Below are 20,439 nucleotides of genomic sequence, written 5' to 3'. Positions count from 1 at the left end.
CGATCGCGCGTCGGCGCTACTTGCGCCCCCCGTTCGGGCAGTACCCGGTCATCGCGGCGTTGGTGATGGCCAGGGCCTCGTCGCGGGTGTAGGTGACGCCCATGATGCGGTTGGCGATCTCCTCCCGGTCCTTGCCCATCTGCACCCAGCCGCAGGCCACGTTGGCCATGCTCAGCAGCACGTTCAAATCGGCTTTCGGGCCCACCAGTTGCGGTGCGGAGCGACCGAGTTCGGCGACGAATCTGGCATCGACGGGCGAGCGACTGCCGTCGGCCGGCGAGGAGTCCGCCCGGCCGGCTGCGGCCGGACTCGCCGCGTCACCGTCCCCCTTGCCCTGCACCAGACTTGCCACGAACACGGCGGCGCCGATCACCAGGACGATGGCCACACATGCCCCCACGACACGGTTGCCGATCCGTCGACGCCGCTGCGGCGGTTGATTGCTCACGGGACTCCCCACAGTCGGATGCCGCGGAGGCTACGCCCCCGGACCACTCGAACGGGCGTCCTTCACCGAGTCGTGATCCATCCCGCGCCGAGTCGCCCCACAACGACATGACGGCGCCGCCCGCTGCTCCCGTAACGAACGGCGCCCGTCGTGTTCGGCCGGGCCGCAAACACACGGCCCGGCCGAGTCCCGGGTGGGGCTACTCGCCCGTGTAGTTCACCTGGAGTTCCTTGATCCCGTTGATCCACGCGTGGCGCAGTCGCCGGGGATCGGCGGCCTTGGTGATGTCCGGCATCGCGTCGGCGATCGCGTTGAACATCAGGTTGATCTCCATCCGGGCCAGCGAGGCGCCCAGGCAGAAGTGCGGGCCGCCGCCGCCGAAGCCCAGGTGCGGGTTCGGGTTGCGGGTGATGTCGAACTTCGTCGGGTTCTCGAACACGTCGGCGTCGTAGTTGGCCGAGCTGTAGAAGATGCCGACTCGCTGCCCCGCCTTGATCTCCTGGCCGCCCAGGGCGGTGTCCTGGGTCGCGGTGCGCTGGAAGGACATCACCGGCGACGAATAGCGCACGATCTCGTCCGCCGTGGTCTCCGGGCGCTCCGCCTTGTACAGCTCCCACTGGTCGGGGTTGTCGAAGAAGGCGAGCATGCCGTGCGTGATCGCGTTGCGCGTGGTCTCGTTGCCCGCGACGGCCAACAGCAGGACGAAGAAACCGAATTCGTCCGAGGACAGGCTGCCGTCGGACTCGGCGGTGATCAGCCGGGTGACGATGTCCTGCGCCGGGCACGCCTTGCGTTCCTCGGCCATGCCCATCGAGTACAACATCAGCTCGGCGGCGGCCTGCGCGCCCACCTCGGTGGACTCCGCGTACTCCGGGTCGTCGTAGCCGAGCATCTTGTTGGACCACTCGAAGATCTTCTTGCGGTCCTCCTGCGGTACGCCGATCAGCTCCGCGATCGCCTGCAACGGCAGCTCGCAGGCCACCTCGGTGACGAAGTCGCCCGAGCCCTTGAGCTTGGCGTCGCGCACGATCTGCGCGGCCCGCTCGGTCAGCGCGGCCTGGAGCGCGTTGATCGCCCGGGGGGTGAAGCCGCGCTGGACGATGCTGCGCAGCCGGGTGTGCTCCGGCGGGTCGATGTTGATCATGATGAGCTTCTGCGCATCGATGTTGGACATGTCCATGCCCTCGGCGAACCGGATGATCGCCGTGTTCTTGTTCGTCGAGTAGATCTCCGGCTTGGTGGAGACCTCCTTGACGTCCGCGTGCCGGGTGACCAGCCAGTAGCCGTCGTCGCCGAAGTTGGACACCTCGGGCGTCTGCGGGACCCACACCACCGGCGAGGTCTTGCGCAACTCGGCGAACTCGTCGAGCGGGATGCGCGTGGTGTACAGGTCGGGGTCGGTGGGGTCGAAGCCGTGGTCGAGGACCGGACACGTCATGGTGGAACTCCCGTTGCCGGAGGGTGTGCGAGGTCGCCGCGGGAACCGGCCGGGGACGGGTGCCGGAAAGCGCGGTGGTGCGGTGGCGCGGTGCTGCGTACTGGTACCGGTGGTGGGCCGGTGGTGTGCTGCCGGTCAGGCCCCGGCGACCGGGCCCGGTGCTCTGCGGCGGGGGCCCAGGAGCTTGCGGACCACGCCGCGCAGGATGCGGCCGAGTTCGTCGTCGGGCAGTTCCGCGAAGGCGGCGACGGCGGAGTAGATGCCGCCCATCGCCACGGCCGTGGACACGCGGTACTCGATCGAGTCGTCGACGTCGTCGAGGACTTCGCGCACCCGCGCGGTGATCGAGGCGAGTCGGGGCTGAATGGCGGGGTGGCGTCCGATCGAGACGTCGCGATCGAGGATGACGGCGAGGGTGCGATACCGGATGAGGAAGTCGACGTAGCCCTCGAAAAGCAGGCGCTGGCGAGCGGTGGTGCCGCGTCTGCTCTCGGCGACCTCCAACACTCGGTCCAGATCGTTCAGGGCCGGGCGCAGGAGGGCGTCGAGCAGTTCGTCCTTGGTACGGAAGTGGTAGTAGAGGGCGGCCTTGGTCACCCCGACCCGATCGGCGATGGCCTGCAACGAGGTGCCGGCGAAACCCTGTTCACCGAACAGTTCCTCTGCCGCCTGGAGCACCTTGTCATAGGTGTCCTCGGGTGCCGGGATCGCCACGGGTCCCCCTTCCTGTTGGGCATGAACATACGTCGACCTCTGCCAATCGACAAGGCTGACGGGGCGTCAATTTTCATCTCGGCACCCTTGTTCACAAGGAAAGCGGCTTGCCGTTCGGCCAGGGTCGGGGACGGCCGGACTGACGGTGGGGCAGGCCGTCCGGGTCCGTCCGGGCGGGGTGGAGTCGGACCGGCACGGCGACGCGGCCGGAGCGCCGAGGCGTCGGTGTCGGTCGTGTCCCGCCCGCGGTCGGGTGGTCGCGGGTAGGTTGCCGCCATGAGCGACTTCGACGCGCGTATCGAGGCGGAGCGGCGGCGACCGGCGGACCCGGCGGCCGGTGCGGACCCGGACGCCGGCGCGACGCCGGCCGGGCGCCGGCCTGCGGACTGGGCGCGGATCATCGAACGCGTCGAGGTGCTCCTGATCGCGACGGCGGCGGAGTTGCACGGCCGGGAGGTCGCGATGTTGCCGGTCTTCGGTCGGCCGGCGACGCGGGGGCCGGCCCGGCTCCTGCGCCGCCGGCCGACCGTCGTCGACCGGCGGCGACCGGTCCTGGACCTGTTCTCGCTCGACGGCTCGGGTCGGCCGTTCCTGGAACGTGGCGCCGTACCGGCCGAGGAGATCTGGCTGCGCACCTCGCACCCCGGTCGGGCCCACGCGCTGCGCGCGGCCGTCCTCCGCGCCGGCCTGACCCCGGACACCCTGATCCTGCGCGCGGGGCCGCCGATCGTGTTCGATGCCGACGAGGCCGCACGCACCGACCGCGCCGGCGGCTGTTTCGGTGTCGCGGCCGACGGCACGCTGCTGGTGCATCCGCCGGCGGCCGACGCCGCGCCGATCCCGCTGGTCGACGTCCTCGCCACGGCGGTGGCGAACGCCGCGCCGCGGCCCTGACCGGCGCGGCCGGCGAAGCACCCGAGCCGGCCTCCCCGCGGTCGCGCTCGACACCGACGGCCGCCCGCCGCCCGGCGGCCGGATCAGCGCACGGCCTCCGCGTACATCCCCCCGCCGCTGCCGCGCGCCCGCAGCGCGGCCCACAACCGCTGGGCCCGCTCCGCCGGCATCGCCGCCGCGCCCCGATCCGGCGTCAGTAGATGCCAGGCCCGCAACTCGTCGGTCTGGAGCCGGATTTCGGCAAGCCGGTCCGGGCCCAACACGCCGCCGTCGAACAACCAGCGCATCCCCCCGCGGTGCCCGTCCACCGGTGCCACCCACTGCGCCACGAGCAGGTTCGGCGGCCCCTCCAGCACGATCCCCAGCTCCTCCCGCACCTCGCGGACACAGCCCGCCCAGGGCGACTCCCCCGGTTCGAGGATCCCGCCGGGAAACTCCAACCCCGGCTTGTAGTCCGGCTCGACGAGCAACACCCGCCCCTCGCCGTCGAAGAACAACGCCCCGGCGGCGGCGGTCAACCCACCCGCCGCACCGCTCTCCACCAGGCTGTCCGCATGGGTGTCCATGACCACGAAGTCTGACCCAGCCTCCGCCCCACCGCCCGAACGGGGTCCCGCCCCGGCCGCCGTCGCCTCGATTCAGGGGCGCGTCGCCAGGCCCAGGACGACCACGTCGACCAGCTTGGGCAAACGCTCGGGATCGTCGCCGTAGCGCTGCTCGTGGGCCCAGGCGATGCCGTGCGCGAGGGTGAACAGCTCGTCCGTGTCGACGTCCGGGCGCACCTCCCCGGCCGCCTGGGCACGGGTGAGCAGCTCGGCGCCGGCGGCGCGCATCGCGTGACAGGAGGCGTACAGCTCCGAGTTCTCGTCGGCGAGCGTGTTCAACAACGTCGCGCTCATCCCCCGGAACGTGCCCGCGCCCTCGATCAGCAGCCGCAACCACGTGGCCAGCGCGTCGCGCGCCGCCGGGCCGTCGCGCAACGCCCGCGCCCGCGCGGCGAGTTTGTCGAACCGGTCCCGCACCACCGCCTCGACCAGCGCGTCGCGGGTGGGGAAGTGCCGATACAGCGTGCCGATGCCGACCCCGGCCCGGCGGGCGAGGTCCTCCAACGACGCGTCCACGCCGTGCTCGGCGAACAACAGCCGGGCCTCGGCGAGCAGGCGCTCGTAGTTGCGGCGGGCATCGGCGCGCATCGGTCGGGTCATCGGCGTTCCCTCTCGGACGTTGTCAAACGGAGCCTGCCTCCATATGGTGAGACAGGCAAATCGGAGGCAGCCTCCGAATAACCGGGAAAGGACACCCGATGACGCACGACAAGACCGCCCTCGGCCGGCTCGGCCTGTGGACCTTCGCGTTCGACGGGCAGCCCGCCGGCGCGGTACGCGAGGCGGCGGCCGAGATCGAGGAACTCGGCTACGGCGGCCTGTGGGTCGGCGAGGGCATCGGCCGCGAGGCCACCACCCACGCCCAACTCCTGCTGGCCGCGACCCGGACGCTCCCGGTCGCCACCGGCATCGCGATCATGTCCGAACGCACCCCGCGGCTGATGGCCGCCGCCGAGCGCACCCTCAACGAGGCGTACCCGGACCGCTTCGTGCTGGGCCTGGGCGGCCACCGCGCCGCGGGCCAGGCGGACCTGGCCGGCATGCCCAAGGCGAACACCGCCCCCGCCGTCGCCACCGTCGGCGCCTACCTGGACGAGATGGACGCCGCCGTCCTGGTCGCCCCCGCGCCCGACCGCCCCGGCCGCCGGGTGCTCGCCGCGCTCGGCCCGAAAATGCTGGCCCTGGCCGGGACCCGGACCTGGGGCGCGCACACCTACCTGGTGCCGGTGGAGCACACCGCGGCGGCCCGCGCGGCGATGGGCCCGGACCCGTACCTGTCCGTCGCGCTCACCGCGGTCCCGGACACCGACCGCGCCCGGGCCGTCGAGGTCGCCCGCGGCTTCACGGCCGGCTACCGGGTCGCCCGGCACCAGGCGAACAACCTGCGTCGGTTGGGCTTCACCGAGGCCGAACTCGACGGCGAGGGCACCCGCCTGGTCGAGGCGCTGTGCGCCCTCGGCGACACCGCGTCGATCGCCGAGCGCGTCCGGGCCCACCTGGACGCGGGCGCCGACCACGTCTGCCTCCAGGTCCTGACCTCCGACCAGGGCCGAATGCCGCTCGCGCAGTGGCGCGAACTGGCGGCCCTGACGTCCGAATTCGGATAGCCCGCAGTCGCCCCGCCGGCTCGGCCCGCGTAGGCTCCCCGGCATGGTTGAACCCACCTTCGTCCCGGCGGAGTTCGTCGTGCCCGCACCGCCGAGCACCGCGTCCTTCCGGTTGGAGCCGCTGGCCGCCCGGCACAACCGGGCCGATCTGGCCGCGTGGTCCTCCAGCATCGAGCACATCCGGGCCACCCCCGGCTACGCCGATCGCCACTGGCCACCCCTGGACGGGCTGAGCGCGGACGACAATCTGCGCGACCTGGTCCGGCACGCCGACGACTTCGACAAACGCACCGGCTTCACCTACACCGTGCTCGACAACGGTGGCAACGCCGGCGACTACGACGTGATCGGCTGCGTCTACATCTATCCCGACCACGACGACCCCACCGTCACCTCGGTGCGTTCCTGGGTCCGGGCCGATCGGGCCGAACTCGACGAGCCGGTGTACCGCGAGGTCAGTGCGTGGCTGGCCGAGCACTGGCCGTTCGAGCACGTGCGCTACGCGAAACGGTAGCCGGCACCGGCCCGGCCGCGATCACCCCGGCCGGGCCGCCGCCCACCAGGGCCCCTCGTCCCGATCGGCATCGGTGATCGCGTCCGCCAACGAGGCGAAGGCGTACGTGCGTCGCGGGTCCCAGTCGGTACTGCGCAACAGCCGATCACGCATGCCCGCCCAGCCCGGCGCGGTACCCGCCACCACCCACGCGTCCGGAGCCTGCGCGGTCAGCCGCAACGCCGGGCGCAACCACGAGGCCGCCTGCTCGGGCCAGGAGACGACGGCCGGCACCTCGCCCGGCCAGGCCGCCGCGAGCGCGTGCGCCGCGGCGGTCGAGGCGCGGTCTCGCCCGTGCCCGATCGCCAGCGTCCGGCAGCCGGCCAACCGACCCAGCAACTCGGCCAGTTCGGCGTCGGTGTGCGGCGCCGGCAGGCGACCCTTCCAGCGCGCGTAGGGCTCCGGCAGACACACCGCGCAGGGCCGGAACCCGGCCGCGATCGCGGTGGCCTCGTCGGCGAAGAACACCCGACTCGCGACATAGCCGCCGCGCGCGATCGCCCGCAGCGCGCTGCGACAGTGCAACCGCCCGTACAGCCGACCGTTCGTGGTGCCGCCCAGCGTGCCGGGCGTCGCGCTGCGGTAGGGCCGCCCGTCCGGCCCGATCAGCGTGTACCGCACGTCACGCCGCATCGTGGAAGACCAGGCCGAGGGTGCGGCGCAGCCCGGTGTGCACGGTGCTGACGCCGTGCCGCATGGGCGCCGCGGACCAGCCTCGGGCCGAGCGGATCGGCCGGTCCCGGGTGGTGAAGATCAGCCCGTGCCCCTGCGGCAGGCTGATCGCGGTGCCGCGCGACTGGGCCCGGAACCGCTGCTCGGCCATCAGGAACTCGCCGCCGGTGTAGTCGACTCCGGGTTCGTCCAGGCCGATCACCACCTGGAGCGGGAAGACCAGGTCGCCGTACAGGTCCCGGTGCAACGCGTTCCAGTCGCCCGGTCCGTAGCGCAGCAGGATCGGGGTCGGCCGGGTCTGGCCCGCTGCGTGACACATCGTCAGCCACTCGTCCAGGGTGTCCGGCCAGGGCGCGGGCCGACCCAGGCGGGCGGCCCAGGCCCGGGCGATCGGCAACAGGTGCGGGTAGCAGGACGCGCGCAGCGTCGCGATCGGCTCGGGCACGGGCGCGGCGAAGTAGCGGTACCGGCCGGAGCCGAACCGATGCCTGGCCATGTCGATGGTGGCCCGGAAGAGTTCCGGGCGGTCGTACAGTTCGGCGATCTCTCGGCAGGTGTCCGGGTCCAGGATCCGGTGGGTCAACGCGTGGCCGTGTTCGTCCACGTGCGCGGCGAGTTCCGAGGTGGTCGCCGGCTCGGCCGCGAAGAGCGTGTCCACCACGATCACCGCACCCGCGCCGCGAGCGCGCCTTCGTGCACGAGCAGGTACTCCTTGCGGTCCAGGCCGCCGGCGTACCCGCGCAGCGCGCCGTCCGCGCCGATCACCCGGTGGCAGGGCCGGACCAGGAGCAGCGGGTTGGCGCCGATCGCGGTACCGACCGCGCGCACGCCCGCCCGCGAGGTGCCCGCCCGCTCGGCGATCGCACCGTACGTGGTGGTGGTGCCGTAGGGGATCTCGTCGATCGCGGCCCAGACGCGTTCCTGGAAGGCCGAGCCGCGCGGTGCCGTCGGCAGGTCGAAGTCGTGCAACTCGCCCGCGAAGTAGGCGGTGAGTTGGCGGACCGCCTCGGCGAAGGCGGCCGGGTCCGGGCGTGAATCGGCGGGCACGGCGGCCCCGCCCTTTTGCCCCGGGACGGACAGCGAGGCCAGCGCGAGGGTGCCGTCGGGACGTTCGTCGCCGATCAGCAACAACTCGCCGAGGGGGCTGTCGAGGGTGGTGTGGACGGTCATGAGCGCTTCCTTCGTCGAGGCCGCGACGGCTGTCGCGGGCAGTGGTCGGACACCGTGTGCACTGGTCACAGGTGCTTCCGGATTCCACTGTGCGCGCTCGCGGGCCCATCGTCCGGCGGGAATCGGACATCGCGTTGGGCCCGATGCGGGCCGAGCCGGCGAGCCCGCGTTCGGGCAGGATGGTCCGATGATCGAAACCGAGCGTCTCCTGCTCCGCCGCTGGCGTGCCGACGACCTGTCCGCGCTCACCGCGCTGAACGCCGACCCCGAGGTGATGCGCTACGTGGGCGACGGTCTGCCGCGTACCGCCGAGCAGAGCGCCGCCGCCCTGGCCGCGTACGAACTCGCTTGGGAGAACCGCGGCTTCGGCCTGTTCGCGGTCGAACTGCGTACCGCCGAACCGGGCCCGGTCGGCGCGTTCGCGGGCTGGGTGGGCCTGGCCGTGCCGGAGTTCCTGCCCGAGGTGCTGCCCGCGGTGGAGATCGGCTGGCGGCTGGCCCGCCCGTACTGGGGCCACGGCATCGCCACCGAGGCCGCCGTCGAGGTGCTGCGCTTCGCGTTCGAGTACGCCCGACTGCCGCGGCTGGTCTCCATCTGCCACGTGGACAACACCGCGTCCGCCAAGGTGATGGACAAACTGGGCATGACCGAGGAGCGCCGCACCACCGTGCCCGTACAGGGTCGACCGGTCCTGGTCACCGAACTCCCGCGTGGCCGCTACCTGCGCACCCGGCACTGAGTCGCCGGACGACACCGCTCGGGCGCGGCCACCCGGCGATCACCCCGAAACGCAGAACTCGTTGCCCTCCGGGTCCTGCATCGTGGTCCAGTTCAGCCCCGGTACGTCGCGTTCGGCCACCACCTTCGCGCCCAGCGCCACCAATCGCTCGACCGCGGCCGTGCGGTCCGCCGTGGAGAAGTCCACGTGCACCCGGTTCTTGCCGGCCCGCTCCTCCGGCACGCGCTGGAAACCCAGCACCAGGGGCTGGGCCGCGACCATCACGAACTCGCCGAAGTCCTGGGCGATCTCCACGCCCAGGGCGTTCGCCCACCAGGCGGCCAGCGGGCCGGGCTCGGCGCAGTCGATCGTGATCATCTCTTGCTTCAATTCCATACCCGCACGATAGGAGGCCGGTGTGACAATCCCGCTTCCTTTCCGCCGGAGTGTCGCGGCTCACGGACGCTGTCGCGGCCCACACCGACGGCCCCCGACGGGTCCCGCGGCACCGCGGTCAGGAGCGGACGATGCCTCGGATCAGGGTACGAGCGGTGCTCGCGGCGAACTCGGCCACCGTCGGCCCGTCCTCGATGCCCATGAAGTGCCGTAGGAAGGCCCGCTGGTAGCACGCGCCGAGCAACATCGCGGCGGCGGCCTCCGGGTCGGCGTCCGGGTCGATCCGGCCCCGGTCGCGTTCGACCGCGAGGTAGGCGGCGAGCAGGCGCAGCGGGACGTGCGGGCCCGCGCCGATGCCGCGCAGCGCCTCGCGGTGGCGTTGCAACAGCGCGGGTTCGGCGAACAGCGACGAGGCGATCGGCATGCTCTGTTCGTAGAACTCGGCGGCCCGGCTCGCGATCGCGGCCAGCCGGCGCTCGACCCGGTCGGCCGCCTCGGATCCCTCGGAGTCGTGGGATCCGTCGGAGCCGTCGGAGCCGTCGAGTTCGTCGGCCCCGTCGAGTGCTTCGGCCCCGTCGGGCTCGTCGGCGAGTCGGGCGAGTTCGGCGAGCAGCGGGCCCAGCGGTGGCAGCCGCTCCTGGAGGACCGCGACGAACAGTTCCTCCTTGCCGGTGAAGTGCTTGTACAGCGCGGCCTCCGAGCAACCGGCGGCGCGCGCGATCTCCTTGGTCGTGGTCCGCGCGAGGCCGAGGGTGCGCATCAGGTGCTCGGCGGCGTCCAGGATCCGCTGCCGGGTGGGCACGACGGGTCGCGGCGCCGAATGCGGCTCCCGCTGCCGGCCTTCGGGGCGGGGTGGGTTCGGCATCGCGGCGGTCGTCCGTTCGTCGTGGGTGGGGTGATCCGGGGGCTTCGGGTGCCTCCGATGGGTTCGGGGCGATCCGTCTCGCGGACTTGACGTGGTGGTGAGCAAGTATTCACCATGTGCGGGTGAGTGAGTATTCACCCACCTTCACTCACCCACCTCGGGAGGCAGAAGATGAGACTCACCGTTTTCGGGGCGAGCGGTGCCACCGGCGAGCACGTCCTGCGCCATGCCGCAGCCGCCGGACACAAGATCACCGCCGTGGTCCGGGCGCCGTCCCGCCCCGCCTTCGAACACCCGAACATCGAGCTGCTGCGGGCCGACGTGACCGATCCGGCCGAGCTGCACGAGGCGATCGAGGGCCACGACGCGGTGTTGTCCGGGATCGGACCGCGCGGCCGCAAGAGCACCGGGATCGCCGCGGCGGCGACCGCCGCGATCCTGACCGCGATGGCCGACACCGGCGTGCGCCGGCTGGTGACGATCAGCGCGGCGCCGGTGGGCCCGACGCCGCGCGAGGACTCGGTGTTCGTGCGCGGCGCGCTGATCCCGATGCTGCGCGCGTCGCTCAGGACGGTGTACGCCGACCTGGCGGCGATGGAGGCCGAGTTGGCGCGCAGCGACGCCGACTGGACCGCGATGCGGCCGCCGATGCTCACCAAGGGCCGCGGCACCGGCACCTACCGCACGCAGATCGGCGGCAGCGTCCCGCGCGGCAGCACCATCGCCCGGGCCGACCTCGCGCACGCCATGCTCGCGATCCTGGACGACCCGGCGACCTACCGCCGACCGCTGGGCATCGCGTACTGAATCGCCGAGGCACCCGGCCGAGCCGCCCGATCGCCCGCCGGTGGGATCGCCACGAGTCGGGTACAGGCCATCGATCACCACACACGAGCGGGAGGCACGATGGCTCGACGCGGCACCACCGGCGGACCCACCATCACCGTGCGCCGGGTATACGAGCCGGTCGATCCGGACGACGGTCTGCGTGTCCTGATCGACCGGCTGTGGCCGCGCGGGATCGCCAAGGCGGACGCGCGGTTGGACGAGTGGCCCAAGGAGTTGACCCCCTCCACCGAGCTGCGCCGGGCCTGGCACACAGGCGGCCTGGCCGAGGAGGTGTTCCGCGCCCGCTACCGCGACGAACTCGACAGCGCGCCGGCGCACGCGGCCCGCGCCGCGCTGCTCACCCGGGCGGGCGACGGCCGCCTCACCCTGCTCACCGCCGTCCGCGACCCGGACCACAGCCACGCCCCGGTCCTGGTCGAATACCTGGGCGAGGGCTCGTAGCCCGTGTCCCCGACCACGCCGCAACTGCGCCCCACCCGTGGGGAGTCGCAGGCCCGCCCCGATCCGCCGAGCGCGCCGCGCGACCCTAACCGTGCGCGTGTTCGGCCGCCGGCAACATCGTCCGCGGATCCTGGCCGGCGAACCACATCCCGATCACGATCGCCGCCGTCGCCTCCAGGTAACCCGCCCGGTCCAGCCCGCCGACCGACAGCGGCACCGCGCCCACCGCCGCGACCAACGTGTGCGCCACGGCCAGCGCGGCCGGGTCGTCCCCGCACAACGGCACCGCGACCCCCCGCCCATGCGGCCCCGCCCACAACTCGGCCGCGCCCAGGTGGAACGCCTTGACCACATGCGCCCCCGGCGCCGCGTCCGCGAGCGTGCGGGCCGCCGACGGCTCGCCGTCGGTGGTCAACATCAGCCCGTCCGGCCCGGGCACGATCGGGTTCGAGCAGTCCAACAGCGCCTTCCCGACCAGCAGACCGGCCACCGGCACGACCACCTCGGCGGTCGCCGCGTGCCCGATCGCGGCCAACACCGCGTCGCCGTGCTCGGCCGCCTCGGCGAAAACGCCCGCCCGCGCCCCGATCCGCTTCGCCAACTCCTCCGCGCGCGGCGCCGAACGTGCCCCGATCAGCACGTCGTGCCCGGCCTCGACCCACTTCGCGCCCAACGCGCCCGCCATGTTGCCCGCACCCAGAATTCCGATTCGCACAGCCGCTGCTCCGCTCGTTTGGCCGGGCCGTCTCCGATTCCTCGAAGCTAGGCGGCCCGATCCGCACCATTCGGTGTCCATCGACCGGGCCACAATGGGCCGATGACCACGCACAAGGGCGAGTACGTCGCCGACTGCCGCGCCCGGATGGGCTTCGACCTGCTCACCAATCGCTGGAACAGCGTGGTGGTCTTCGCCCTGGCCGACGGCCCGATGCGGCCCGGCGCCCTGGCCGCGCGGATCGGCGGGATCAGCGCCAAGGTGCTCAACGAGACGTTGCGCAGGCTGGAGTACCACGGCCTGGTGTGCCGCCGGGCCTACGCCGAGGCTCCACCGCGCGTCGACTACGCGCTGACCGACCTGGGCGAGAGCCTCCTGGTCCCGTTCCACGCACTCGGCGCCTGGTCGCTCGAACACGGCCACCGCGTCCTGGCCGCCCAGGACGCGGCGGACACCGCGGCGGACACCGGCTGAGCCGGCGGGCGATCACCGGCCCAATCGGGCCGCCGGCGCCGTGGTGACCAGCGCCGTCGCAGCGATCGCCCAGGCCGTCAGTTCGCCGGCGTGGTGGAAGTCGGCACCCACGGACAGGTAGAGCGTGCCGAAGGCGGCCACCCCGAGCACCTGCCCGAGCTGGATCATCGTCACCATCAGCCCCGACGCGTCCGCCGCCCTGGGCAACGGGACCCGGCCCAGCGCGAGCATCATCACCGGGCTGTACGCGACGCCCAGCCCGAAGCTGCTCACGATCATCGTGGCGAGCAGGATCGCCAACGGTTGCCCGCTGCCGAACGCCCACCCGGTGGCCGCGAACCCGAGCGCGCCGATCGGCATCCCGATCGTCGGCAACCACCGATGCCACGCCGCGGGCAACCGCTGCCAGCGCAGCGACACCGTCGCGAACACGGCCGAGGACGGGATGAAGGTCAGCCCCGCCTCCAACGCGCTGTAGCCCAGACCGCTCTGCACGTACAGCGCGGTGATGAACATCAGCCCGCCGAACGCCGTCATCACCAACAACAGCGTGACCGCCCCCGCCACCACGCCCGGCATCCGCAGCAGTTCGACCGGGATCAGCGGCGCCGACACACGTCGTTCGACGAGCGCGAACAGCACGAACAACACCGCGCAGGCCCCCAGGCCGACCCAGCCCCAGGTCGGCCAGTGCAATTCGTGCCCCATCACCAACGGCACGACCAGCGCGAGCAACGCGGGGGCGAGCAGCGCCAGGCCCGGGACGTCCAGACCGCGCGCCGCGGGGGTCCCACCGGTCGGCAACACCCGGCGGGCGAGCAGGTACAGCACGATCCCGACCGGGATGTTGATCAGGAACACCGGCCGCCAGGACAGCCCGAACAGGTCGGCGCTGACCAGGAGTCCGCCCAATACCTGGCCGGCGACCATGCCGCCCGCGATGGTCGCCGCGTACCGACCCATCGCCCGGGCCCGGTCGGCGCCGGTGTAGGTGGCCTGGATCAGGTTGAGCACCTGGGGCACCATCAGCGCGGCGCCGCCGCCCTGGACCGCGCGGGCCGCGATCAGCGAGGTTTCGTCCCAGGCCAGGCCGCACAGCAGCGATGCGGCGGTGAAGACGATCAGGCCGACACCGAACACCCGCCGGAAGCCGTGCCGGCCGCCGAGCCGCGAGCCGGTGACGATGAGCATCGCGTAGACGATGGTGTAGCCGGAGATGACCAGTTGCAGTCCCGCACCGCTGGTGTCCAGGTCGGTACGGATCGTGGGGCCGGCGACGTTGACGACGGAGGTGTCCAACAACGCCATGAACTGAGCGGTCAGCAATGCGGTCAGCAGCAGCGGATGGGCGCGTCGCGCCGTGTCCGGCGCCGCGGTCGTGGTGGTCATGCCAGGAGCGTGCGGGCCGCGCGATCCTGTTGCCGAGAGTCTGTCGATCCTGGTACCCGGAGCACCTGGCAGCGGATCGGAACAGAGGCGAGGATGGCCGGATGGGTACCAACACCGCGAGCCGACGCACCGAACTGGGCGCGTTCCTGCGCAGCCGGCGCGAACGCCGGACCCCGGAGGACGTCGGCCTGCCGCCGGGCCTGCGCCGGCGTACCCCCGGGTTGCGTCGCGAGGAGGTCGCGATGCTCGCCGGCGTGGGGGTGACCTGGTACACGTGGTTGGAGCAGGGTCGCCCGATCAACGCGAGCGTGCAGGTGCTGGACGCGGTCGCGCGCACGCTGGGGCTCGACCCGGCCGAGCGCACCCACCTGTACCGACTCGCGCAGGTGCCCTGGGAGATCGAAACGCAGTCGGGCACGACGTTGCCGGTGGAGATCCAGCAGATCCTGGACGGCCTGGTCCCGAATCCGGCCGCCGTGTACAACGCCCGGTACGACGTGCTGGCCTGGAACGAGGCGTACCACAAGATGTTTCCCGGCCTGGTCGAGCAGGCGCCGGACGAACGCAACGTGATCTGGGCCACGTTCATGTCGCCCGACCCGTGCAATCCGTTCCTCGACCGGGATTTCGAGGAGCCGCGCATGGTCGCCGAGTTGCAGGCCGCGTTCGCCCGGCACGTGGGCGAGCCGGAGTGGGAGTCGTTCGTGCGACGCCTGGCGAGTTGCAGCCCGAAGTTCGCCCGGCTGTGGGCCCGTCGCGAGGTCGGCTCGGGCAATCGGCACGTCAAGCGGATCGTGCACAACGTGCTGGGCCGGATGGAATTCGCGGGCACCCGACTGCTGTTGAGCGTGCCGGAGACCCGGATGCTGGTGTACACGCCGGCCGACGACGTCACGCGCGGGCGCCTGGCCGAGCTGATGGCGATGACCACCACGCACTGGTGTTGCGCCGCGTGCCGGCGGAAGTCCCGCTGGACCCAACCCACTTCGGCCCTCGGCGTGCCGCCGGATCGACCCGACGAACCCGCCTGCGCGCTCCCGCCCGCCCGGCTGTCCGGGTGACCGCGACCGTCCCGACCGGCGCGACCTCCGATCGCGGCGGCGGCATCGAGGTACCCGTGTTCGCCGACCCGGCCCAGCGGCGGCGCTGGTGGGCCGCCCGGCGTCGGGCGCTGGAGCACGCGCTGCGGTTGGCCGCGGAGGGGCCCTCGGGCAGTGCGCTGGTGTTGCGCGGCAGCATGCCGCTGACCGTGTGGCTGGGGGCGGCGGCGCGGGAGCCGGGCGACCTGGACTGGGTGGTGGCCCGTTCCCCGGTGCGCCCGGTCGGACTGCTCGACCCGCACCCGTACGTCGCGCACCGCGCGGCGGTCCAGGAGTGGCCCGAGGTGTTCGCCGGCGCGGGTGCGGCCGAGTTGTGGTGCGACGAGGAGTTCGACACCGGAGGCATCCGGGCCTGCCCACCGCCCGAGGGGACCGCGTGGGTGCGGGTGGAGAGCTGGGGCGACGACGAGGACGACGGGCCGTCCGACGACGGCGAGGAGGGGGACGACGCGGGCGAGTCGCCGCATCACGAACTCGTCGAGGCCCTGCGCGAGTGCCCCGACGCGGGTGCCGGCGTGGTCCTGGACGGCGGTTGGGCGCACGCGGAAGGGGGCGGGTACCAAGGCGGCGAGGGTGGCGTGCGGCTGATCGTCCCCTGGCGTGCGCACGGGCTGCCCGAAGGCACGATCCGGGTCGACTACGCCTTCGACGAGCCGATGCCGGAGCCGGCCCGGTGGATGGCGATCCCACGCACGGGCGGCGGGCCGCCGGTGGTGGTGCCGGCGGCGAGCCGGGCGTTGTCCCTGGCCTGGAAGCTGCGCTGGTTGCGCCGGGACGCGGCGCGAGGCGGTGTCTTCGCCAAGGACCTGTACGACGCGGTCCTGCTCGCCGAATCCCCGCATCTGCGGCTGCCCCCGGGGCTGCTGGACCGGGTGGTGGGCGGCGCGCCGATCACCGCACCCGAGATCGGCGCCTGGCCGGTGCCCGACTGGGAGCGGTTCCGCGCGGAGCACCCGGCGGCCCGGGACGGCGCGGCGACCTGGTCGGCCGGACTCGCCCGCGCCCTGGCGTCGCTCGCGGACCGGCCCGGCTCGCCGCGGGTGTCGCGGGGGGCTCAGATCTCGTAGGCCACGGTCACCGGCGCGTGGTCGGACCAGCGCTCCGCGTAGGTGTCGGCGCGTTCGACCACGGCGGTGACGGCCGCGTTCGCCAGCTTCGGGGTCGCCACGTGGTAGTCGATCCGCCAGCCCGCGTCGGTGTCGAACGCCTTGCCGCGGTAGGACCACCACGAGTAGGGGCCGGGGCCGTCGGGGTGGATCCGGCGGACCACGTCGTGCCAGTCGGCCGCGCCGAACAACTCGTCGAGCCAGGCCCGCTCCTGGGGCAGGAAGCCGGACTTCTTGACGTTGCCCCTCCAGTTCTTGATGTCGTGCTCGGTATGCGCGATGTTCCAGTCCCCGCACACCAGCGACTCGCGCCCGCCGATCGCCGCCGTCGCGCGCATCACCTTGAGGTGCGCGACCAGGTCGGCCATGAACCGGTTCTTCTCGTCCTGCTTGGGCGTCTCCGCCTCCCCGGTGGGCAGGTAGAGGCTGGCCACGGTCACCTTGGGCAGGTCCACCTCGATCCACCGGCCGGCCGCGTCGAACTCGGCCGAGCCGAATCCGATCCGCACCGCGCTCGGCTCGACCCTGCTGTACACGGCCACGCCGGCCCGACCCTTGGCCGTCGCCGGGGCGTAGTAGGCGTGCCAGCCCTCGGGGTCGCGTACCTCGTCGGTGAGCTGCTCGGGCGTGGCCCGTACCTCTTGCAGGCACACCACGTCGGCCTCGGTCGCGTTCAGCCATGCGGTGAAGCCCTTGCCGGCGGCGGCGCGCAGGCCGTTCACGTTGGCGGTGGAGACGGTGATCATCGGTGCAGATTAGCCCGTTTCGGGGCGGCGCGAAGCCGGGGGGTGAGCCGGCGAGGGTCGGCCGGCCCGCGATCGGCGGCGCCGCCCTCGGACCTCAGCCGAGCAGCGCGGCGTGCAGCGCCGACCAGGCCGCGTCGGGGCAACGTGCGGCCACCCGGTCCGCCTCGACCCACTCGGCCGCGTCGCACTCGGACCCGGCGTCGGGCCGGGTCGGCGCGCCCGGCCCCGGCAGCCGCACCGTGTAGAACGCCTGGAACGCCCGGGTCGGATAGCGGTAGCCGGCCGGCGGCGTGCCCAGCAGGGTGATCCGCTGGCCACCGAACAGGGTGAGCCGCTCGGCGGCCACCCGCGGCCCCGCCTCCTCCGCCAACTCGCGCGCCGCCGCCCGGGCCGGCGTCTCCCCCGGCTCCAGGTGTCCGCCCGGCACCTCCCAGCCGCGTCCGGGCCGGTCCACCCGGGTCAGCAGGGTGCGCCCGAGGCCGTCCAGCGCGAGCACGAAGGCGGTGGTGACGGTGTGGCCCTCGGGCAGGTCGGCACAGCGCAGTACGTCCAGCCGGTGCGCGGTGGGGATCCAGGGCACGGTCAGCGATGCGAGCACGGTTGACGCCATGCCGCCATCCTGGCAGCGGTTGCCGAAGCAGGCTCGATCGGTCCGTCCCCGCACCGCAGACCGGGTCCTGTGGCACGGTGGGCGAATGACAAGGCTCGCCAAGGGGGCGAACACCCCGCTGTCGACGCCGACGTTGCACGCCACCCTGGGTTGGCGACCGGGTCCCGGCGTGCCGGACGTGGATGTGTCCGCACTGCTGGTGAACGGCGACCGTCGGGCGGGCGGCGACGCGGATCCGGTCTTCCACAACCAGCCGAACCACCCCTCGGGCGCGGTGACCCACCGGGGCGGACCACCCGGGTCGCACGTGGTCGCCATCGACCTCACCGCGCGCCGGCCGATCTCGACGCGGTGATCCTGGCGGCCTCGACCGACGCCGGCACCTTCGGCCGAGTCCCGGGTCTGCGGCTGGAGTTGGTCGACACGAACACGGGAGCACCGTGGCCGTGTTCGACATCGACGACGCCGGGCCCGACCGCCCGACCGCCCGACCGGCGAAGCGCACCCACACTGCGGCCGGGCCGCCGCCGGAGTCGCAAAGCGGTGCGTCAGGGGGCACAGGGGGGTGCCTCGGGGAATGCCTTAGGCCGCCTTACCCCGCCTTAGGTCGCCTTAGGGCTCCTCGGCGCGGCTTAGGTATCGGGTGGTGGTCGGGGGTGGGCATAGATGCGGCATCCGCCTCATGCCCGGCCCCCCACTGGCACGCGAAGCTGTTACCACGAGCCGGGGAGACCGGGTCGAAGTAACAGAAGGTGGACACAGTGATCGAGTACGAGCTTTACAAGAGCCGTCAGCAGGAGCTTCTCGCCGGTGCCGACCGCGACCGTCTGGTCATGGCGGCGCTGCGCACCCGGCGGGCCGCCGCCAAGGCCCGGCGCGCCGAGCGCGCGACCCACGAGGCGGTGGTGCAGAGCGCCGCCGCGATCGAATCGGTACGCATGCGTCGGAACCTGCAGCTGCTCACCCGGTGACCGCGGCGGTGACCCCCGACACGCGGTCCGGACCGACCGGACGATGTCGACGGCCGAACGCAACACCGAAACCCCCCGGCGACCCCGAGTGGACCTCAGTCCCTCGGGGTCGCTGCACGTCCGGGCCCGGTGCCCGACCCCGGTCCACCGCGGCACCGCGCCGCCGCGCGCACCGCCCGGGCGGCTACCTTGGCGGCGTTCGCCGAAGCAATCGATGGAGAGGCTCTGCCGATGAGCGTCGCGTTGTTCACACTCGGGGGCACGATCGCGATGGCCGGGGCGGTCGGCGCCGACGCCGGAACGGTGGTCGCCCGGCTGACCGGCGCGCAGTTGACCGCCGCCGTACCGGGCCTCGCCGAGTCGGGCATCACGCTCGACGTGCAGGACGTACGGGCCGTGTCCAGCGGGAACCTGACCTTCACCCAGGTCCTCGACGTGGTCGCCGCCGCGTCGCGCGCGGTCGCCGCGGGAGCGACCGGTGTCGTGGTGGCCCAGGGCACCGACACACTGGAGGAGACCGCCTACCTCGTCGACCTGGTCTGGCCGCATCCGGAGCCGTTCGTGCTCACCGGAGCGATGCGCAACCCGACGCTGGCCGGGCCCGACGGCCCCGCGAACCTGCTCGCCGCCGCCCGGGTCGCGGCGGCCGAATCGGCCCGTGGGCTGGGCGCGTCGGTGGTGTTCGCGGACGAGATCCACGCGGCGCGCCGGGTGCGCAAGACGCACAGTACGAGTACCGCCACCTTCCGCTCGCCGGACACCGGACCGCTGGGGGTCGTCGTCGAGGGCCGGGTACGGATCCTGGCCACCCCGCCGCCGCACCGGCCGCTGCCGATCCCGGAGCCGGCCGCGCTCGCCTCGGCCCGGGTGGCGCTGTATACGGTCGCCCTCGACGACGACGGCGCGCTGCTCGCCGACTACCCGACCGACCAACGGGGCCTGGTGGTCGCCGGATTCGGCGTCGGCCACGTGCCGGCGGCCCTCGCGCCGGTGCTCGGCGAACTGGCCGCGCGCATCCCGGTCGTGCTGACCTCGCGCACCGGCGCCGGTTCCGTGCTGCGGCACACCTACGGCGGGGCCGGCTCGGAAACCGACCTGCAACGCCGCGGTCTGCTCGACGCCGGCCTGCTCGACCCCTACAAGGCCCGGGTGTTGCTACGCCTGCTGATCGCCTCGGGCGCCGACCGAGGCGCCCTCGTCGCGGCCTTCGCCGAGCACGGGTGAACCCGAGGCCGGCGCCCGGTGCCGCCCGGTCGCCCGATTCCCGCGCCGGCACCGCCGGTCGATCGCTCGTACCGCGCTCGCGCCGGGCCGGTTCCGCCGGGCCGCGGCGGACGGCGGCGGGCGCCCCCGCGTCGCCGCGGGATCGAGCCGAGGGCGGTCACCCGTCCGCGCGCGAGAGAAACCGGCGCACGTCCCCCGCGAGCGCGGCCAGTTGCTCGCCCGTCTCCACCACCAGCGTCACCGAGGCGGCCCAACCGCAGCCGCCCAGCCGTCTCGGTCGCAGCTCCCAGGTCAGTTCGACCCGCCCGCCGGAGCGGAAGGCCGCCGTGACGGTGAGATCACGATCGTCGGTGTGCCAGCGGCGTTCGCCGTCCCAGCCGCCGAAGTCCCGGGCGAGATCGGTCAGAAAGCCGTCTATCTCCCTCGTCTCGCCGACCCAGCCGACCACCCGATCGAGCTGCGCGGCCATTTCGGGCGCGTGGATCTCGACGGTGTAGTGCACCAGCCGCGAGGCCGTGAAGCGCACGGCGACCTCGTCGTCGGGGTTGACCGCGTCGCGGAGGCGGATCCGGATGGCCGGATTGTCGTTGCACCGGATGATCACGTCGTTCGGGTCGGTCGATCCGGTCGGCTCGTTCGATTCGTTCGCCGCGTCGAAGTGAGGATGCATCCGCCGAACCGTAGGGCAGAGGGCCCGTCGACGTCATTCCGGTTCCCGGTACCGGGCCCACCGG

Annotated in this window: 27 protein-coding genes; 12 read left to right on the top strand and 15 right to left on the bottom strand. The window is 73.0% G+C overall.

The genetic code is table 11. From position 1 onward, the window contains the following. Positions 1-16: 16 nt before the first annotated feature. From ABZ374_RS17255 to ABZ374_RS17245, 3 genes are all read right to left on the bottom strand, one after another. Positions 17-448, bottom strand: coding sequence for a DUF732 domain-containing protein (locus ABZ374_RS17255; RefSeq protein ID WP_360311723.1), 432 nt, complete (start codon positions 446-448; stop codon positions 17-19). A gap of 199 nt (positions 449-647) precedes the next feature. Next, positions 648-1,886, bottom strand: coding sequence for a cytochrome P450 (locus tag ABZ374_RS17250; protein ID WP_360311721.1), 1,239 nt, complete (start codon positions 1,884-1,886; stop codon positions 648-650). 135 nt (positions 1,887-2,021) lie between these two features. Continuing rightward, positions 2,022-2,600: a helix-turn-helix domain-containing protein gene (locus ABZ374_RS17245; protein ID WP_360311719.1), complete on the bottom strand. Its 579-nt coding sequence runs from the start codon at positions 2,598-2,600 to the stop codon at positions 2,022-2,024. A 276-nt stretch (positions 2,601-2,876) separates the two neighbouring features. Between ABZ374_RS17245 and ABZ374_RS17240 the strand changes: the two genes are divergently transcribed. Continuing rightward, a complete protein-coding gene (locus tag ABZ374_RS17240; RefSeq protein WP_360311717.1) occupies positions 2,877-3,494 on the top strand; it encodes a hypothetical protein in 618 nt (205 codons plus the stop codon). Between the two features lie 83 nt (positions 3,495-3,577). On the opposite strand, the gene ABZ374_RS17235 is transcribed toward ABZ374_RS17240, so the two are convergent. Both ABZ374_RS17235 and ABZ374_RS17230 read right to left on the bottom strand, forming a co-directional pair. Then, positions 3,578-4,060, bottom strand: a complete 483-nt coding sequence (locus ABZ374_RS17235; RefSeq protein ID WP_360311715.1) for an NUDIX hydrolase — start codon at positions 4,058-4,060, stop codon at positions 3,578-3,580. Positions 4,061-4,132: 72 nt separating this feature from the next. Beyond that, the gene (locus tag ABZ374_RS17230; RefSeq protein WP_360311713.1) at positions 4,133-4,699 is read right to left on the bottom strand and encodes a helix-turn-helix domain-containing protein; all 567 of its coding nucleotides are present in this window, start codon (positions 4,697-4,699) and stop codon (positions 4,133-4,135) included. Between the two features lie 98 nt (positions 4,700-4,797). Between ABZ374_RS17230 and ABZ374_RS17225 the strand changes: the two genes are divergently transcribed. Both ABZ374_RS17225 and ABZ374_RS17220 read left to right on the top strand, forming a co-directional pair. Further along, positions 4,798-5,706 carry a TIGR03620 family F420-dependent LLM class oxidoreductase gene (locus ABZ374_RS17225; RefSeq protein WP_360311711.1) on the top strand — a complete coding sequence of 303 codons (909 nt, stop codon included), beginning with the start codon at positions 4,798-4,800 and terminating at the stop codon, positions 5,704-5,706. Between the two features lie 43 nt (positions 5,707-5,749). Next, positions 5,750-6,220 carry an N-acetyltransferase gene (locus ABZ374_RS17220; protein ID WP_360311709.1) on the top strand — a complete coding sequence of 157 codons (471 nt, stop codon included), beginning with the start codon at positions 5,750-5,752 and terminating at the stop codon, positions 6,218-6,220. A 21-nt stretch (positions 6,221-6,241) separates the two neighbouring features. Here the strand turns inward: ABZ374_RS17220 and ABZ374_RS17215 are convergent, their stop codons facing one another. Genes ABZ374_RS17215 through ABZ374_RS17205 form a run of 3 tightly spaced genes read right to left on the bottom strand, consistent with a single transcriptional unit; the run spans position 6,242 to position 8,101 of the window. Further along, entirely contained in the window at positions 6,242-6,892 is a 651-nt protein-coding gene (locus tag ABZ374_RS17215) for a hypothetical protein (protein WP_360311707.1), read from the bottom strand. Then, positions 6,882-7,592: a 2OG-Fe(II) oxygenase gene (locus tag ABZ374_RS17210; protein ID WP_360311705.1), complete on the bottom strand. Its 711-nt coding sequence runs from the start codon at positions 7,590-7,592 to the stop codon at positions 6,882-6,884. The genes ABZ374_RS17215 and ABZ374_RS17210 overlap by 11 nt, the downstream gene beginning before the upstream one ends. Before the next feature lie 2 nt (positions 7,593-7,594). Continuing rightward, positions 7,595-8,101 (bottom strand): methylated-DNA--[protein]-cysteine S-methyltransferase, encoded by a 507-nt coding sequence (locus ABZ374_RS17205; RefSeq protein WP_360311703.1) that lies wholly within the window; start codon positions 8,099-8,101, stop codon positions 7,595-7,597. Between the two features lie 187 nt (positions 8,102-8,288). On the opposite strand from ABZ374_RS17205, the gene ABZ374_RS17200 reads away from it, so the two are divergent. Next, positions 8,289-8,840 (top strand): GNAT family N-acetyltransferase, encoded by a 552-nt coding sequence (locus ABZ374_RS17200; RefSeq protein WP_360311701.1) that lies wholly within the window; start codon positions 8,289-8,291, stop codon positions 8,838-8,840. A gap of 39 nt (positions 8,841-8,879) precedes the next feature. Here the strand turns inward: ABZ374_RS17200 and ABZ374_RS17195 are convergent, their stop codons facing one another. Further along, the gene (locus tag ABZ374_RS17195) at positions 8,880-9,215 is read right to left on the bottom strand and encodes a VOC family protein (protein WP_360311699.1); all 336 of its coding nucleotides are present in this window, start codon (positions 9,213-9,215) and stop codon (positions 8,880-8,882) included. 118 nt (positions 9,216-9,333) lie between these two features. Next, a complete protein-coding gene (locus tag ABZ374_RS17190; RefSeq protein ID WP_360311697.1) occupies positions 9,334-10,080 on the bottom strand; it encodes a helix-turn-helix domain-containing protein in 747 nt (248 codons plus the stop codon). Positions 10,081-10,251: 171 nt separating this feature from the next. On the opposite strand from ABZ374_RS17190, the gene ABZ374_RS17185 reads away from it, so the two are divergent. Together ABZ374_RS17185 and ABZ374_RS17180 are read left to right on the top strand one after the other, a co-directional pair. Next, on the top strand, positions 10,252-10,887 hold the full coding sequence (locus ABZ374_RS17185) for an NAD(P)-binding oxidoreductase (RefSeq protein WP_360311695.1): 636 nt from the start codon (positions 10,252-10,254) through the stop codon (positions 10,885-10,887). A gap of 99 nt (positions 10,888-10,986) precedes the next feature. Continuing rightward, a complete protein-coding gene (locus tag ABZ374_RS17180; RefSeq protein WP_360311693.1) occupies positions 10,987-11,370 on the top strand; it encodes a DUF488 family protein in 384 nt (127 codons plus the stop codon). A gap of 85 nt (positions 11,371-11,455) precedes the next feature. On the opposite strand, the gene ABZ374_RS17175 is transcribed toward ABZ374_RS17180, so the two are convergent. Further along, positions 11,456-12,085: an NAD(P)-binding domain-containing protein gene (locus ABZ374_RS17175; protein WP_360311691.1), complete on the bottom strand. Its 630-nt coding sequence runs from the start codon at positions 12,083-12,085 to the stop codon at positions 11,456-11,458. Positions 12,086-12,187: 102 nt separating this feature from the next. Between ABZ374_RS17175 and ABZ374_RS17170 the strand changes: the two genes are divergently transcribed. Next, positions 12,188-12,559, top strand: coding sequence for a helix-turn-helix domain-containing protein (locus tag ABZ374_RS17170; protein WP_360311689.1), 372 nt, complete (start codon positions 12,188-12,190; stop codon positions 12,557-12,559). 12 nt (positions 12,560-12,571) lie between these two features. Here ABZ374_RS17170 and ABZ374_RS17165 read toward each other — a convergent pair whose 3' ends face one another. Further along, positions 12,572-13,948, bottom strand: coding sequence for an MFS transporter (locus ABZ374_RS17165; protein WP_360311687.1), 1,377 nt, complete (start codon positions 13,946-13,948; stop codon positions 12,572-12,574). A gap of 101 nt (positions 13,949-14,049) precedes the next feature. Here ABZ374_RS17165 and ABZ374_RS17160 point away from each other — a divergent pair, with 101 nt between their 5' ends. After that, entirely contained in the window at positions 14,050-15,009 is a 960-nt protein-coding gene (locus ABZ374_RS17160; RefSeq protein WP_360311685.1) for a helix-turn-helix transcriptional regulator, read from the top strand. Further along, the gene (locus ABZ374_RS17155; protein WP_360311683.1) at positions 15,006-16,115 is read left to right on the top strand and encodes a nucleotidyl transferase AbiEii/AbiGii toxin family protein; all 1,110 of its coding nucleotides are present in this window, start codon (positions 15,006-15,008) and stop codon (positions 16,113-16,115) included. Before ABZ374_RS17160 ends, ABZ374_RS17155 begins: the two co-directional genes overlap by 4 nt. On the opposite strand, the gene ABZ374_RS17150 is transcribed toward ABZ374_RS17155, so the two are convergent. Together ABZ374_RS17150 and ABZ374_RS17145 are read right to left on the bottom strand one after the other, a co-directional pair. Further along, positions 16,103-16,900, bottom strand: coding sequence for an exodeoxyribonuclease III (locus tag ABZ374_RS17150; protein ID WP_360311681.1), 798 nt, complete (start codon positions 16,898-16,900; stop codon positions 16,103-16,105). The genes ABZ374_RS17155 and ABZ374_RS17150 overlap by 13 nt on opposite strands. A gap of 94 nt (positions 16,901-16,994) precedes the next feature. Then, positions 16,995-17,510, bottom strand: coding sequence for an NUDIX domain-containing protein (locus ABZ374_RS17145; RefSeq protein WP_360311679.1), 516 nt, complete (start codon positions 17,508-17,510; stop codon positions 16,995-16,997). 85 nt (positions 17,511-17,595) lie between these two features. Here ABZ374_RS17145 and ABZ374_RS17140 point away from each other — a divergent pair, with 85 nt between their 5' ends. The 3 genes from ABZ374_RS17140 to ABZ374_RS17130 all read left to right on the top strand — a co-directional run bounded on the left by ABZ374_RS17140 (position 17,596) and on the right by ABZ374_RS17130 (position 19,705). Continuing rightward, on the top strand, positions 17,596-17,865 hold the full coding sequence (locus ABZ374_RS17140) for a TerD family protein (RefSeq protein WP_360311677.1): 270 nt from the start codon (positions 17,596-17,598) through the stop codon (positions 17,863-17,865). A 406-nt stretch (positions 17,866-18,271) separates the two neighbouring features. After that, positions 18,272-18,481, top strand: coding sequence for a hypothetical protein (locus ABZ374_RS17135; RefSeq protein ID WP_360311675.1), 210 nt, complete (start codon positions 18,272-18,274; stop codon positions 18,479-18,481). Between the two features lie 231 nt (positions 18,482-18,712). Next, positions 18,713-19,705 carry an asparaginase gene (locus ABZ374_RS17130; RefSeq protein ID WP_360311673.1) on the top strand — a complete coding sequence of 331 codons (993 nt, stop codon included), beginning with the start codon at positions 18,713-18,715 and terminating at the stop codon, positions 19,703-19,705. Positions 19,706-19,862: 157 nt separating this feature from the next. Here the strand turns inward: ABZ374_RS17130 and ABZ374_RS17125 are convergent, their stop codons facing one another. Next, complete coding sequence (locus ABZ374_RS17125) at positions 19,863-20,375, bottom strand: DUF6228 family protein (RefSeq protein WP_360311671.1); 513 nt, start codon at positions 20,373-20,375, stop codon at positions 19,863-19,865. Between the last annotated feature and the right edge of the window lie 64 nt (positions 20,376-20,439).

It is taken from the genome of Embleya sp. NPDC005971, assembly GCF_040629175.1.
Classification (GTDB): Bacteria; Actinomycetota; Actinomycetes; order Streptomycetales; family Streptomycetaceae; genus Embleya.
Note: the sequence above shows the minus strand (reverse complement) of the source record. Positions and strands in the feature narration are given on the sequence as shown.